Raw genomic sequence first — 14,509 nt, 5'->3', positions numbered from 1 at the left:
GGTGTTTGTACATGGTTTATAACTTTAAACCCTAAACCTTGATGGTTAAACTTTTTTATGCGAAATTTACGCAAAATACATTTTAATTTCATGCAAGATACCTCAAAACAATACAATGCTATAATTGATACCTGTAAAAGTTTATTTAAAAAGAAAATGACCGATTACGGAAGTGCTTGGAGGATACTAAGATTACCATCTTTAACAGATCAGATTTTTATAAAAGCACAACGTATTAGAGGGCTTCAGGAAAATGATGTTAGAAAGGTTGATGAAGGTCAAGAAACCGAGTTTATAGGTATTATTAACTATTGTATAATGGCCTTAATCCAAATAGAAAAAGGTGTGGTAGAGCAACCAGATTTAGACACGGAAGAAGCTGTTAAACTTTATGAAAAACATGTGTCTATTACAAAAAAGTTAATGGAAGATAAAAACCATGATTATGGCGAGGCTTGGCGAGATATGCGTGTAAGTAGCTTAACCGATTTAATTTTACAAAAGCTTTTACGTGTGAAGCAGATAGAGGATAATGCAGGAAAAACATTGGTAAGTGAGGGAATTGATGCCAATTACCAAGACATGATTAATTATTCAGTTTTTGCCTTAATTCATTTAAACGAATAAGCATGAAATCTATAGTAAATATATCACGAATATTAGTAGGCGGATTATTTATTTTTTCAGGACTCATTAAACTTAATGATCCGTTAGGAATGTCTTATAAACTGGAGGAATATTTTAGTCCAGAAGTATTAAACTTACCTGTTTTTGAACCTTATGCTTTAATGATAGCCATTTTGGTTGTGGTTCTTGAGGTAGTGTTGGGTGTGTTTTTACTAATTGGGTACAAACCAAAATTTACAATTTGGAGTTTATTGGCCCTTATCGTCTTTTTTACATTTTTAACATTTTATGCCTGGTATTTTGATAAGGTTAAAGATTGCGGCTGCTTTGGTGATTTTCTTAAAATGACACCATTTCAAAGCTTTATGAAAGACGTTGTTCTGTTGGTATTCATTCTGATTCTTTTCTTTGGAATGAAATATGTTAATCCAATATTTGGGAAATTACCAACCACAGTTTTGGCTTTATTAGGCTTTATTGGAAGTTTATGGTTCGGTTATCATGTAATAATGCATTTACCAACATGGGATTTCAGAGGTTACGCGATTGGTAAAAACATAGCAGAGGGTATGAGTATTCCAGATGATGCACCAAAACCGGTCATTGAATATTCGTGGAAGTTTAATGAAAATGGTGAAGAAAAAATCTATAAAACAATGGGAGATTACCCAACTGTTGAAGGCGATTTTGTAAGTGTAGAAACAAAAGAGATAGAAAAAGGATACGAGCCACCTATTTATGATTTTTCTATTGAAAATGAAGAAGATAAAACAGCTTATTTTCTAAGTCGTGAGAATGTTATCATGATTGTATCATATAACTTAAATAAAATTGAAGCAGACGGCGCAAAAAAATTAAGTGCATTTGTTAAATCTGCAACTAAAAATGGATATGAAGTTATCGGTTTAACAGCTTCTGGAAGCGATGCTAAACAACGTATTAATGAAGCCTACGAGCTTGAATTAGAATGGTATTTATGCGATGAAAAAGCACTGAAAACAGTAGTTCGTTCTAATCCTGGAATACTAGAGGTAGATAAGGGTACTGTAATGCAGAAAGTACATTGGTATGATCTTGAGGATTTCGAGTTGCCCGTGGTTGAAAAGGCGATTGAAGAAAAGTCAAGCTTGGATAATGTTGCAATTTTTATCGATGGTAAATTATCAACAAAAGAAGAGTTTAAAGGTTTAAGTGAAGATCAAATTGAAAATCTTTACATTTATAAAGACAAGGAACCTGTTGAAGAATATAACAGAGAAAACAATACATCTTATTATAATATTATAAAAGTTGAATTGAAAAAGGATTCAATAATTTCAAATAACTAACGAATAACAACTGATATCTTATTTACTAAATAAAATCACTTACGCATTACTCACATTATTTGGTGTAGTAACGGTGATATTCTTTTTATTCAATGTACTTCCTGGAGACCCTGCTCAAATGATGTTAGGGCAAAATGAAGATACAGAACAACTTAAATTAGTAAAGCAGAAATATGGTTTTGATAAACCCCTTTCAACGCAATATTTCTATTATTTAAACGACTTATCCCCACTTTCCTTTCATTCTAATAAAAATGGAGATTATACCGCTCTAGAATCTGGAAAATATACAGCCTCAGAATTGTTTACAATAGGAAATACCACAACTGTTATTAAGTTTCCCTACCTAAGAGAATCTTTTACTAAACAAGGTAAACGTGTTACCGAGGTTTTAGGCGAAACTTTACCGAATACTTTTGTACTTGCGGTATCAGCAATATTAATTGCCATTTTACTGGGAGTTGTTTTAGGAATCGTTTCAGCGCTTTGTAAAGACCAATGGTTGGACAAACTAATTCAAGTAGTAAGCACCTTAGGAATGAGTGTGCCATCTTTTTTTAGTGCTATTTTATTTGCTTGGTTATTTGGCTTCGTGTTACATGAATACACGAATTTAGAAATGACTGGAAGCCTTTACGAGTTAGATGATTTTGGTGAAGCCATTCATGTAAAGTGGAAAAATTTAATTTTACCCGCTATAGTTCTTGGTATTCGTCCTTTGGCAGTAGTCATTCAATTAATGCGAAATTCACTGTTAGAAGTTTTTAATCAAGATTATATAAGAACTGCAAGGGCTAAAGGCTTAAGCGAGTTTCAAATTATTAAAAAGCATGCAGTGAAAAATGCAATGAACCCTGTAGTTACTGCTATTTCTGGATGGTTTGCCTCCATGTTAGCAGGCGCGGTATTCGTTGAATATATCTTTGGTTGGAACGGATTAGGAAAGGAAATTGTGAATGCTTTAAATACATTAGATTTACCTGTAATCATGGGGGCTGTATTGGTTATAGCTACGTTATTTGTAATGATTAATATATTTGTCGACTTAATTTATGCTTGGTTAGATCCAAAGGTAAAGTTGAAATAGTTTTACACTTCCTAGAAAACGGAAATCTTATTAAAAAAAATAAATCAATGAAAAAAACATATATAATTCTATTAGCCGTAATAACCTTTCTAAGTTGTAATTCACAAGACCCAAAGACATTTAGTGAGGCTGCTTTAAACGATAGTTTCGAAACTTTAGAAGGAGATACGGTTACGTTTAAATCTATTTTAGAAAAACATAAAGGGAAAACCATTGTGTTAGACATTTGGGCTTCATGGTGTGGAGACTGCATTAAGGGTATGCCAAAAGTAAAGGCATTACAAGACAATTATAAAGATGTAGCCTACGTGTTTTTGTCTTTAGATAGAGGACAAGAGGCTTGGAAAAAGGGAATAAAAAAGTACAATGTTGTAGGAGATCATTATTATATGCCAAATGCTAAGGATTGCGACTTTGCAAACTTTGTAAATATTAGCTGGATTCCTAGATATATGGTTATAAATGAAGCTAGCGAAATCGTTGTATTTAATGTTATTGAAGCTGATGACAAAAATCTTATTGAAGCTGTTAAAAATTAACTACTTTAGCAACGTTTATAACTTAAAAGACATCATTTCATGAGAAAAAATATCGTTGCAGGTAACTGGAAAATGAATAACGATTTATCGCAAACTGAAGCGTTATTAGGAGATTTAATTGAGCAGTCAAAAACCTCAAATGCAGAGGTAATGGTGGCACCAACATACCCTAACTTATACCAAGCGTATAATGTGTTGAAAAACTCGGGTATTGAAGTTATTGCTCAGAACATGCATTTTGCTACAAATGGAGCTTATACAGGAGAAGTAAGTGCAAGTATGTTAAAAAGCGTAGGCGTAAAAACTGTTATTTTAGGACACAGTGAGCGTAGAGAGTATTTTAATGAAACAGATGAGCTTTTAGCTAAAAAAGTAGATGCTGCTTTAGAAAATGAAATGTCTGTTATTTTCTGTTTTGGTGAAGAATTAGCAGATAGAAAATCAGGAAACGAAGAAGCTGTTGTAGAAAGTCAAATTAAAAATGCTTTATTTCATTTGGGAGCTGAGGCATTTAAGAATATAGTTTTAGCTTATGAGCCAGTGTGGGCTATAGGTACCGGAGAAACGGCATCTCCTGAGCAAGCACAAGATATGCACGCATTTATTAGAAAAACTTTAGCTGATAAGTATGGTGCTGAAGTTGCTGATTCTGTATCTATCCTTTACGGAGGAAGTGTAAAGCCAGCAAATGCTCAAGAAATTTTCTCAAAACCAGATGTGGATGGTGGTTTAATTGGAGGTGCTTCATTAAAAGCTGAAGATTTCTTCGCAATTGTAAATGCATTCTAAATATAGATATTGCTTCTGTGATACTGAACTCATTTCAGTATCTTATATAAAAACTTAAATTATAAAAAGCGTTCAAGACCTAGAGCTTGAACGCTTTTTTTTGTGGAAAAAATACCTAAGGGTATTCCCCTAATTCTGCAATTTGGGGGAATGCCCTTAACTATTTTCAAAGGTCTAAAAGTAACTTGCAATCAGTTATTAATCAACAATTTTAGTCCAATGAAAACTTTAAAATTTCTTTTAGTATTTACAATTGTAGGTACATTAACAATTGGTTGTAAACCGCAGCCATTAGAAGGTGATGAGGAGCCTCCACAAATAGAGGTTATCTCACCAAATAACAATACTCATTTTTATACAACTAGCAGTAACGCATCCCCAAGTACGGTAGTCGTAAATGCTACTGCAACAGATAACAATGCTGTAAAATTAGGAGAGTTAATTATTAAAGACCCACAAGGAGGAATACATGATGCTAGTCTGGAGATAGATTTTTCTAGTGGTATTATTAGTCCACAGATCTATACATCTTTTTCGGCAGATATTCCAGGTATTTATACGATTACGTTCGTTTTTACAGACTTTAACGATAATGAGGCGAGAGTATCTAGAACTATAGAGTTTTTGCAAATTAGCCCAGGTGGTGATGACGATGAAACGGCAAAAAAATAAACTACAAACAAATACAACTATGAAAACAATAATCAAGCTAACACTATTAATGTGTCTTATTACTTCATCTATTAATGCACAAAAATTAAAAGTAACAGGAGGTGTTAATTTTATGGATATAAACTATTCTATTACTTCTTCCAATACTGATAATCCAATTGATGACACCCCAATTACCGATACAGATATTACAACTAAATTTTCGAGCTTAAAAACAGCTGCCAGTTTAAATAGTTCATCCTTAGCATCAATAAATTTGAATAACGCTTCTAGTGAGACTGGTTTCTATTTAGGTTTGGCTTTAACAGGAATCAATTTATCCGATAAATTAGAAGTTATACCTGAAGCCCGATTTGTTGCGGTTAAGAACTTTAATCAAATTCAGGTTCCCGTTTTAGTTTCTTATAATATCTCTGAAAAGTTTAAAGCCCAAGCAGGTCCAAGTTTGGGGTTTCTTTTAGACACTGGTGATGGAATGAAATCAACCAATTTTGCAATAGATTTTGGGGTATCCTATAGTTTATCCGAAGATATAGAGTTAGGTGCACGATATGATTGGGGACAAACCAATTTATTAGAAAGTGGTGATAGTGATAATTATTTGAAAATTAACAACCTTCAAATAGGTATTTCATATCAATTCGGAAACTAATTTAACCTCATTAAAACAGATTGATTATGAAAAAGTTATATGTATTCTTCATGTTTGTTTATACTGTTGCTTTTAGTCAACAAGGAATCAACTATAAAGCAATAATTGAAGATGATGGTCAAATAGTGGCTAACACATCAATAGTTTTATATTTCACTATAAAGGAAAACGGAACAACCGATGTATACAAAGAAACACATATAAAGACTACTAATGAAAATGGAATTGTAGTGACAAACATAGGAGAAGGTATTCCAACTTTAGGCAGTTTCGAAACTATAAACTGGACCGCAGAACAATTTCTTAACGTTGGTGTAAATATTGGCAATGGTCTTGTAGATTTGGGAACCACTGCTTTTAATCAAGTACCTTATGCTATTCATGCTAAAACATCTGGTGATAAAGCGTTTTCAACCTTAAATAATGTTACCAGTAATTCTAATGGGGATCTAAACAATGATAATTTCGTTTTTGGTGCCAACCAGTTAGACGGAAGTGAGGTTTCCAGAATGTTTTTTAATAAAACCAAAGGAGCATTTAGAGCAGGACATGTTAATGGCAGTACATATTTTACTGATGTTTGGGATGATACTAATGTAGGGATTTATTCATTTGCGACTGGTTTAAATACAAGGGCAAGTGGATATGCATCAGTGGCTTTGGGTTCGCATTCAAGTGCCACAGGGTGGGAATCTACTGCTTTAGCAAATGGATTGGCTTCTGGAGCTAACTCAATAGCAATTGGTCGCGGTTCTAGAGCAATAAATGATAGCGCTATAGCTATAGGCGATAATGCCGAAGCCAAAGGCAAAAGATCTGTAGCTATTGGTTATTCAACAGCCGGTTCATTTCTTGAAACATCTATAGGGATAAATAATACGGAAGTTTCAGGTTCCTCAGATACGTTTGTAGACACAGATCGTTTATTCGTTATTGGCAATGGAACCAGTAATAGTCATAAAAGAGATGCGCTCGTAATGCTAAAAAATGGAAACACCACGTTAAACGGTGAGCTAAATGTTTCTGAAGTGCAAGCAACAGATTCTGGAGATGCAGACATGAAAGCATATATCTATGGTTTAATTGTAGGAAGTAATGGAAATAAAGCAAATGCATCTTCCGGAGGGTTTACTGTTGTAAGATTAGGAACTGGTCAGTATAGAATCAGTTTTAATAATCCTCCATCTAGTCATACCGATTATTTGGTCTTAGGTACTTTACATCAAGAGATAGGGTTTGTTAGAACTTCAAAATTTCAGGAGTATTTTGAAATAAGAACATATAACACTTCTGAAGCATTAACAGATATAAATTTCAATTTTGTGGTTTATAAAAAATAGAATAATGAAACATATAATTTTCATTTTAATAGTTGCTGTTTTTCAGGTGTCATTTTCTCAAGCCAATATAAAATTATCTAGTTTAGATAATGGTGGCGGAATCTTTCAATCGGGAGATGTATCTATTGTTGCAACAATAGGCGAAGTTTCAGTTAATGAATATAACGTAAATAACCTTAATGTTTCCGAGGGCTTTATTGGTAAACATCAGTTAAACAGTCAAACATCTCAAAACCCAAACTGTATAACACCTCCAAATAACTTAATAAGCTGGTGGGCAGCAGAAGATAATCCTAATGACTCAGTAGGGCATAATGATGGTACTGAATTAGGCAATGTATCTTATTCATCTGGAGTGGTAAATAAAGCTTTTTCATTTGATGGAATAGATGATGTGGTTGTGGTACCACATAGCGCAGATCTAGATATCACTGGTGATGTTACGGTAGAACTTTGGGCAAAACAAACAGGATTCGCAACAGTAAGCCAACAGGTAATTGCCAAAGGAGGAGGTTATGTGCCAGAAGATGTGCCTACAGTATTTTCTATGCGTTTTGAAAATGCTACTTTCCAATGCATTTTTGAAGATAATACAGGAGCAAATATTGTTTTAACTGGTCCGAGTTTCGAAGACTTTCAATGGCACCATTATGTCTATGTTCGACAAGGTAATCAGCATTCTATTTATGCAGATGGTTTTCATTTTGGTTGGGAAACATTTACTAATGGTCCGGCAAGTACTGTAGGTTTACCTTTAACCATTGGAGGTCAATATCACAACCCTAACGGGGCTCCAAACGATTATACTAACTTTTTCTCTGGAGAGATAGATGAAGTAGGTGTCTATAATCGGGCTTTAACCGAAACGGAAATTCAAAGTATTTATAATGCAGGAGCTAATGGAAAATGTAGTGTAACTTTAAATATTGAAGATGATAAAGTATCATCAAACGAAGTAAAAATTTATCCAAACCCAGTTAGGGATATACTCACTTTAAAATTAGATAGGCTTCAAAAAAATGGAATTTTTGAATTATACGATTTATTAGGTAATAAGGTAAAACAATTAAATAATCTAGACCTAAATAAAATTGAGCTAAACTTAAGTGAATTGAATAGTGGACTTTACCTATATGTAATTAAGGATGGAAATTCTACGTTAAAATCGGGTAAGTTAGTCAAACAATAGTGGTAAATATTTTTATTACATTTAAATACTTAAAAGCATGCTTTTGAGGAAGAAAACAATATTTAATTGAATTATAATATGTTTCGCACGAAAGAAAAACTACTTCTTATAATAATCAGCTTTACATTTTATTGTGGGTTTTCTCAAAGTAAGCAAATAGACAGTTTAAAGTTGTCTCTTACTAATGCTAAAATACATGACACAATAAAAATTAAAAACTGTTTAAATTTAGCAGGAAGATTTGGAAACCGCAGTCTAGATAGTCTAAAAAAGTACACTTTGATAGCCATAGATTTATCAAAGAAAAATAATGATTTTTTATTAGATGGAGGTTATTATTTCATGGGTTTATACCATCGTGATATTGGTGAAATAAATAAAGCAAAGGAGTCTTACAAAAAGGCAATACAATTAGTTGATAGTGTTGCTAACAAGCAAAAATTTGCGCAAATTTTATCAGCTTATGCCAATTTACTAAGTGGAACAGATGAGTTAGACGAACAGATCTCTTATTTTACAAGAGCCCTTAAAATAAAGGAAAGTATAGGAGATAAGTCTAAGATTGCCATTACCCAATATAATTTTTCAAATGTATATAGACATGCAGGTATAGATACGCTAGCTATAGATTATTTAAAACGCGCTATGAGTAATGCAGAAGCTAGTGGGCAAAAAGGATTAAAAGCACATATACTGAATAATTTAACAATTTTTGCTTTAAAGAATAACGAACTTGAGAAAGCAAATACCTATTTGATGGAATCTGAAAAAATTTGCAAAGAGATAGGATCAAATTTGTTATGCTTTAATACGTTCTTGCAAAAAGGTAGATACCTCGATAAATTAAAAAAAATAGGTGAAGCAGAAGCAGCTTTTTTTACCTCTTTGGAATATGCTAAGAAAAGAGGGGTGCCCCAAGATATAATGCTTGCACATACATATCTAGGAAAACATTATGAGTTATTTAATAACCCCAAAAAAGCGATACTTAATTTTAAAAAAGCCCAAGAACAAGATCCTGCCAATGCCGAACGTATAATGAGCCCATTTTCTTATATGAGTTGGTCTCGTGCTGAAAGTAAGTTAGGTAACTATAAGAAATCAAACGAGTATTTACAAAAGCATGTTAAAATAATGGATTCTTTAAGTTCCGAAAAGAATAAAAAATCTCTTGCTAACGCTGAAGCGAAATACCAAACTGCAAAAAAAGATAAAGAAATTGCCACAAAGCAGTTGGAAATCAAAGAAAAAGAGACTGAAATTCAGAAAGAGAAAGCCCAAAATAACTATATGCTAGGGGCAATTGTGTTTTTAACAATAGCTACTATTTTATTGGTGGTCTTATTTAAGCAAAGACAAAAGCGCAAAAATCAAGAGTTGTTAACACTTAGACGAGAGTTTCAAATAAAAACATTAGAATCCTTAATTGAAGGGGAAGAAAAAGAACGTCATAGGGTTGCTAGGGAATTGCATGATGGTGTAAACGGAGATTTAGCTGCTATTAAGTATAAATTATCCACCTTATTAGAAATGAATAATAATGTGATAAAAGAAGCTATTACAATGATTGATGATTCTTGTAAACAAGTAAGAGCTATTTCTCATAATTTAATTCCACCGTCATTAGAAAATTTCAATTTATTAGAAGCAACCCAGGTATACTGTAGTAATTTAAATGAGGTAACTCAAAATCTAGAAATTACATTTCAACATTTAGGAGAGACTATTGAAATTCCAAAAAAAGCTGAGGTAAACGCCTTTAGAATCATTCAAGAGTTAGTAACTAACGCTATTAGGCACGCAGAGGCATCTCAAATAGATGTGCAAATAAGTTCTAGAGATAATGCCATACAAATCACTGTAGAAGATGATGGTAAAGGTTTTGATAAAAACAACGTTAAAAGTGATGGTATTGGTTTAAGTAATGTACAGTCTAGAGTAGATTATTTAAATGCTACGACCGATTTTATTTCAAATAATCAGGGAACATCCTATACTATAGATATTGATAAAGATAAGGTAAATGGTAACTAAAATAGCGATAACAGACGATCATGAAATGGTGTTACAAGGCATAGTGTCAATGCTGGAAAATACACCGGAAGTTACTTTTGTAGGAACTTATAAAAATGCTAATGAAACCATAGAAGGTGTTCCAAAAGATAAACCAGATGTGTTGTTACTAGACATAAATTTGCCAGATATTAATGGCATAGATCTAAGTAAACAATTACTAAAAAAGCATCCCGATTTAAAAATTATAGGGTTAACCAATTTTGAAGATCTATCGTTTGTAAAACGCATGCTAAAAAATGGGGTTCATGGCTATTTACTTAAAAATACAGATAAGTTAGAGTTATTAACAGCTATAACGACTGTCCTTTCAGGAGATTTATTTTTACAAACAGACATTCACAAGAAACTATTAAGTCAGACTAATACAACTTCAGATAATGGCTTAAAACCTAATTTAACCAGACGGGAGCATGATGTTTTGGTTGCTATTTCAGAGGAATTGACGACTCAGGAAATTTCAGAAAAATTATTCATAAGTCCTAAAACAGTAGAAACCCACCGCATGAATATAATGAGTAAACTAGGTGCTAAAAATAGTGTAGGGATTATTAAAATAGCAATAGAGAAAGAATTATTGTAAATATATTGAGACCCGTCAGGTTTTTAAAAACCTGATAGGTCTATATTTTAATCCATGAAAGCATGAACTAATTGCTCAAATGTTGCCCCAGGAGGCATTTCTGAGTTAATATTTTTAAATTCTTGATCTTCATCCAGACTTTCAGTAGTACAAGATGATAAAGAAATAAATGCTATAGCGCTAAAAAGTAAGGCTAATGTTTTAATAGCTTTTTTCATTTTAAACAGATTAATTGTTAAACGTATTTTATTTTCTGTTTTAAAAATAAAAAAAAGATTACATTCATGTAGGTTTTTTGCTTCTTTTTAGTTTTGGGATTAAAAAAATTAGGTCCTAATTATTGAGGAAAGGTTAAGAAGAGAGAAAGCCATTAAAAAGTTCTCGATACGATTTTTTTCTTAAAAAATCACTCGAACTAACGTGAGATAAATAAATTCCATAGCGTCACTTCGAGTGGTTCCGAAGAATGAGGAATTGTATCGAGAAGTACTTTAATAGATGTATGGTATAATATATTTTTTCCATCAATTTGAGTAGATATTACATAGTAATTTATTGATTATAAATAGATTGCTTCACTACGTTCGCAATGACGTTTGCGTTAGGGATTGCAGTGAAAAGCCCACAGTGAGGCACGAACGAGGACTTGCAACGGAAAGCCCGACCTAAGCGATCCTGCAAGGTTTTCAAAACCTTGTAGGTATAAGTGTGGTAACGCCCAAAAAAGACTTATCTAAAGCCTAATAAAATGTTGATTCTTTAATCATATCTTTGTGGTCTAAAAAAACAGACCATGTCTAATATCATATATATAGGTTACGAGTTTAATGTTTCACCTTTACAACCAGCAGTAGAAATCTTAATTGCTGAATTAGGATATGCAGGTTTTGAGAGTTTTGTAGAAAATGAAACAGGGTTTACGGCCTACATTCAAAAAGACGAATGGCATGATGCTATTTTAAATGATGTTTACGCCTTAAATTCTGAGGAATTTGAAGTCACTTATACATTTTCTGAAATAGAACAAACCAATTGGAATGCTGAATGGGAAAAGAATTTTAATCCTATTGTTGTGGATGATATTTGTGCAGTTAGAGCTCCTTTTCATGAAAAGTTTAATACCGAATTTGATATCGTAATTGAGCCTAAAATGAGTTTTGGTACTGGGCATCATGAAACTACGCATATGATGATTCAGCATATCCTAAAATCTGATGTAGCAAATAAATCAGTCTTAGATATGGGATGTGGTACTGGAGTTTTGGCTATTCTAACGGAAATGAAAGGAGCAAAACCTATTGATGCTATAGATATTGATAATTGGTGTTATTTAAACAGTTTAGAGAATGTAGAACGCAATAAGTGTTCAAATATTTCGGTATATGAAGGCGATGCTTCTTTGTTAAAAGGAAAGGCCTATGATATAGTTATTGCTAATATTAATAGAAATATTTTGCTTCAGGATATGCAAACCTATACAACTTGCTTAAATGAAGGAGGTGTGCTATTTTTAAGTGGATTTTACAATAATGACATCCCAACTATTGATGCTGAGGTTTCTAAATACGGACTTAAACTTCAAGAAACGCTGGAGCGGAATAATTGGGTGTCGTTAAAATATCAATAACATATGATTATTTATACAGGTTCTTACACCACAGAAGTACTTCCAGGATTAGAGGGGTTTGGCAAAGGTATTTCAACATTTAATTTAAATGAAGATACTGGTGAATTAACGCTTTTGCATATGGAAGAAAATGTGAATACGGCTTATTTGGTAATTTCAAAAGACCAACAGTATTTATATAGTTTTCAGGAGGTGATGCCAGAGAAGAATCCGCATGTATTGGCATACAAAATAAATGAAGATAAAAGTTTAACACTTATAAATAAACAACCTATTTTAGGAGGCTTGCCTTGTCATATCAACCTAATAAATGATGATAAAACATTACTGGTAGCCTGTTATTGGACAGGGAATGTTCATGTGTATCAATTAAATGATAATGGCTCCGTAAATCCGCATTCACAAATTTTACAGCATAAGGGAAGTAGTGTGAATAAAGATAGGCAGGAGGCAGCGCATATGCATATGGTTTATGAACATAATCACCAGATTTTTGTGCCAGATTTAGGCTTAGATAAAGTAGTTGTTTATGATATTGAAGAAGGGAGTAAACTTAAAGAAGCTTACAGAATTAACACACCCTTAGGGGGCGGACCAAGGCATTTAGTTATTCATCCAAAGGGTATGTATGGATTTTTAATGAATGAATTAACGGGCGATGTTTCTACCTTAAAATTGAAGGATGATAAGTTTGAAGTAATTGATAATGTGAATTCTTTACCAAGTAATTACAAAGACACCCCATCTAGTTCTGCTATAAAATTGTCTAAAGACGGGAGATTTTTATACTGTTCTAACCGTGGGTGCGAAACCGTTACAATTTTTGAATTTAAGGAAGAAACGGGGGCTTTAAATATTATAAATTATCAAGAAACTTCTGGTAAAACCCCTAGAGATTTTAACCTCTCGCCATGTGGTAGGTGGTTGTTAGTAGCCAATCAAGATTCATTCAGTATTGAAACATTTAAGGTAGATACTGTTACCGGAATGTTAAATAACGTGTATTCTAATAAAGAAATTAGATCTGTGTCTTGTATACAGTTTCTATAAAAATATTTTTTTATAAATTTGACTTGCTATGAGTACACACGAAAAACTACAAGAAGAATTAGATGTCTTAGAACAAGAAGCTAATTTAAATGAAATTGTGTTGTATAATGATGATGTAAACACCTTTGATCATGTTATAGAAACACTTATTCATGCCTGCGATCATACTGCTGAACAAGCGGAACAATGTTCAATTATTGTACATTACAAAGGAAAATGCACTGTAAAAACAGGAGCGTATGACGACTTAAAGCCGCGTTGCTCTATGTTATTAGAAGCTGGTTTAAGTGCAGAAATAGTTTAATTAGCTGTATTTAAGTACATTTTTTACCACACCTTCAATTTTAAAATAATCTTCTACAATTATTGGTGGGTGTTGTTCACTATTTAAAGATGTAAGCGTTATAGTGTCGTTTTGTTTAAAAAACCTTTTTATTAGCACTTTTTCGCCATAAACACATACAATTTTATCCCCATTTTCGGCAGTTGTTTTCTTTTGTGCAATTACTAAATCCCCTTCTTTAATAAATGGTTCCATAGAGTTGCCTTTGGCAGTAACAATAAAACCTTCATTAGCAGGAAATTTTAATAACCTAGAAGCAATAGGAATCTTATCTATAGGGTTGCCATCTAGTATTGTACCGTTTTTACCACACTGTGCGGTTCCATATAAACTTAAATTAATAATTGGCTTTTCAGGATTAAGGAACACCTGATAATCTCTTGGGTTGTTAGGGTTACGTTTTAAATAGCCTTTTTGTTCTAATTTTTGAATGTGATGTGCTACAACACTAGAAGATGAAAAATTAAGAGCCTCCTGTATTTGTCTTATGGTTAACGGATTATCAATTTGCTCATTAAGCAATTTTAAAAGCATTACCTGATTTTCATGTAAGTCATTCATTATTAGAAACTTCTGTTTTGTTCATAACTTTAACACATACAAATATAGA

16 protein-coding genes are annotated in these 14,509 nt (G+C 32.7%); 14 read left to right on the top strand and 2 right to left on the bottom strand.

What is annotated here, in order from left to right:
• Positions 1-90 precede the first annotated feature (90 nt).
• The 11 genes from FUA24_RS01710 to FUA24_RS01660 all read left to right on the top strand — a co-directional run bounded on the left by FUA24_RS01710 (position 91) and on the right by FUA24_RS01660 (position 10,879).
• Entirely contained in the window at positions 91-627 is a 537-nt protein-coding gene (locus FUA24_RS01710; RefSeq protein WP_148539779.1) for a DUF1599 domain-containing protein, read from the top strand.
• A 2-nt stretch (positions 628-629) separates the two neighbouring features.
• Positions 630-1,955, top strand: a complete 1,326-nt coding sequence (locus FUA24_RS01705; protein WP_148539778.1) for a BT_3928 family protein — start codon at positions 630-632, stop codon at positions 1,953-1,955.
• A gap of 10 nt (positions 1,956-1,965) precedes the next feature.
• Positions 1,966-3,042, top strand: coding sequence for an ABC transporter permease (locus FUA24_RS01700; protein ID WP_148539777.1), 1,077 nt, complete (start codon positions 1,966-1,968; stop codon positions 3,040-3,042).
• 47 nt (positions 3,043-3,089) lie between these two features.
• The gene (locus FUA24_RS01695) at positions 3,090-3,581 is read left to right on the top strand and encodes a TlpA family protein disulfide reductase (RefSeq protein WP_148539776.1); all 492 of its coding nucleotides are present in this window, start codon (positions 3,090-3,092) and stop codon (positions 3,579-3,581) included.
• Between the two features lie 39 nt (positions 3,582-3,620).
• Positions 3,621-4,370 carry a triose-phosphate isomerase gene (gene tpiA, locus FUA24_RS01690; protein WP_148539775.1) on the top strand — a complete coding sequence of 250 codons (750 nt, stop codon included), beginning with the start codon at positions 3,621-3,623 and terminating at the stop codon, positions 4,368-4,370.
• A 219-nt stretch (positions 4,371-4,589) separates the two neighbouring features.
• The gene (locus FUA24_RS01685) at positions 4,590-5,042 is read left to right on the top strand and encodes a hypothetical protein (RefSeq protein WP_148539774.1); all 453 of its coding nucleotides are present in this window, start codon (positions 4,590-4,592) and stop codon (positions 5,040-5,042) included.
• A gap of 19 nt (positions 5,043-5,061) precedes the next feature.
• Positions 5,062-5,694: an outer membrane beta-barrel protein gene (locus FUA24_RS01680; protein ID WP_187388130.1), complete on the top strand. Its 633-nt coding sequence runs from the start codon at positions 5,062-5,064 to the stop codon at positions 5,692-5,694.
• A 26-nt stretch (positions 5,695-5,720) separates the two neighbouring features.
• The gene (locus FUA24_RS01675; RefSeq protein ID WP_148539772.1) at positions 5,721-7,034 is read left to right on the top strand and encodes a hypothetical protein; all 1,314 of its coding nucleotides are present in this window, start codon (positions 5,721-5,723) and stop codon (positions 7,032-7,034) included.
• Positions 7,035-7,038: 4 nt separating this feature from the next.
• Complete coding sequence (locus FUA24_RS01670) at positions 7,039-8,223, top strand: LamG-like jellyroll fold domain-containing protein (RefSeq protein WP_148539771.1); 1,185 nt, start codon at positions 7,039-7,041, stop codon at positions 8,221-8,223.
• A gap of 279 nt (positions 8,224-8,502) precedes the next feature.
• Positions 8,503-10,257, top strand: a complete 1,755-nt coding sequence (locus tag FUA24_RS01665) for a tetratricopeptide repeat-containing sensor histidine kinase (protein WP_187388129.1) — start codon at positions 8,503-8,505, stop codon at positions 10,255-10,257.
• Positions 10,247-10,879, top strand: coding sequence for a response regulator (locus FUA24_RS01660; RefSeq protein WP_148539769.1), 633 nt, complete (start codon positions 10,247-10,249; stop codon positions 10,877-10,879). Before FUA24_RS01665 ends, FUA24_RS01660 begins: the two co-directional genes overlap by 11 nt.
• Before the next feature lie 47 nt (positions 10,880-10,926).
• Here FUA24_RS01660 and FUA24_RS24925 read toward each other — a convergent pair whose 3' ends face one another.
• Positions 10,927-11,097, bottom strand: coding sequence for a hypothetical protein (locus FUA24_RS24925; protein WP_187388128.1), 171 nt, complete (start codon positions 11,095-11,097; stop codon positions 10,927-10,929).
• A 575-nt stretch (positions 11,098-11,672) separates the two neighbouring features.
• On the opposite strand from FUA24_RS24925, the gene prmA reads away from it, so the two are divergent.
• The 3 genes from prmA to FUA24_RS01645 are packed head-to-tail and all read left to right on the top strand — an operon-like array spanning position 11,673 to position 13,860.
• Positions 11,673-12,506 carry a 50S ribosomal protein L11 methyltransferase gene (prmA, locus tag FUA24_RS01655; RefSeq protein ID WP_148539768.1) on the top strand — a complete coding sequence of 278 codons (834 nt, stop codon included), beginning with the start codon at positions 11,673-11,675 and terminating at the stop codon, positions 12,504-12,506.
• Positions 12,507-12,509: 3 nt separating this feature from the next.
• Entirely contained in the window at positions 12,510-13,556 is a 1,047-nt protein-coding gene (locus tag FUA24_RS01650; RefSeq protein ID WP_148539767.1) for a lactonase family protein, read from the top strand.
• A 28-nt stretch (positions 13,557-13,584) separates the two neighbouring features.
• Entirely contained in the window at positions 13,585-13,860 is a 276-nt protein-coding gene (locus FUA24_RS01645) for an ATP-dependent Clp protease adaptor ClpS (RefSeq protein WP_148539766.1), read from the top strand.
• On the opposite strand, the gene FUA24_RS01640 is transcribed toward FUA24_RS01645, so the two are convergent.
• Positions 13,861-14,460, bottom strand: coding sequence for a LexA family protein (locus FUA24_RS01640; protein WP_148539765.1), 600 nt, complete (start codon positions 14,458-14,460; stop codon positions 13,861-13,863).
• Positions 14,461-14,509 lie beyond the last annotated feature (49 nt).

This window comes from Seonamhaeicola marinus, assembly GCF_008085455.1.
Note: the sequence above shows the minus strand (reverse complement) of the source record. Positions and strands in the feature narration are given on the sequence as shown.

Coding starts and splice junctions, on each gene's coding strand:
- FUA24_RS01710 (WP_148539779.1), top strand. CDS start 91: ATGCAAGATACCTCAAAACAATACAATGCTATAATTGATACCTGTAAA.
- FUA24_RS01705 (WP_148539778.1), top strand. CDS start 630: ATGAAATCTATAGTAAATATATCACGAATATTAGTAGGCGGATTATTT.
- FUA24_RS01695 (WP_148539776.1), top strand. CDS start 3,090: ATGAAAAAAACATATATAATTCTATTAGCCGTAATAACCTTTCTAAGT.
- tpiA (WP_148539775.1), top strand. CDS start 3,621: ATGAGAAAAAATATCGTTGCAGGTAACTGGAAAATGAATAACGATTTA.
- FUA24_RS01685 (WP_148539774.1), top strand. CDS start 4,590: ATGAAAACTTTAAAATTTCTTTTAGTATTTACAATTGTAGGTACATTA.
- FUA24_RS01680 (WP_187388130.1), top strand. CDS start 5,062: ATGAAAACAATAATCAAGCTAACACTATTAATGTGTCTTATTACTTCA.
- FUA24_RS01675 (WP_148539772.1), top strand. CDS start 5,721: ATGAAAAAGTTATATGTATTCTTCATGTTTGTTTATACTGTTGCTTTT.
- FUA24_RS01670 (WP_148539771.1), top strand. CDS start 7,039: ATGAAACATATAATTTTCATTTTAATAGTTGCTGTTTTTCAGGTGTCA.
- FUA24_RS01660 (WP_148539769.1), top strand. CDS start 10,247: ATGGTAACTAAAATAGCGATAACAGACGATCATGAAATGGTGTTACAA.
- FUA24_RS24925 (WP_187388128.1), bottom strand. CDS start 11,097: ATGAAAAAAGCTATTAAAACATTAGCCTTACTTTTTAGCGCTATAGCA.
- prmA (WP_148539768.1), top strand. CDS start 11,673: ATGTCTAATATCATATATATAGGTTACGAGTTTAATGTTTCACCTTTA.
- FUA24_RS01650 (WP_148539767.1), top strand. CDS start 12,510: ATGATTATTTATACAGGTTCTTACACCACAGAAGTACTTCCAGGATTA.
- FUA24_RS01645 (WP_148539766.1), top strand. CDS start 13,585: ATGAGTACACACGAAAAACTACAAGAAGAATTAGATGTCTTAGAACAA.
- FUA24_RS01640 (WP_148539765.1), bottom strand. CDS start 14,460: ATGAATGACTTACATGAAAATCAGGTAATGCTTTTAAAATTGCTTAAT.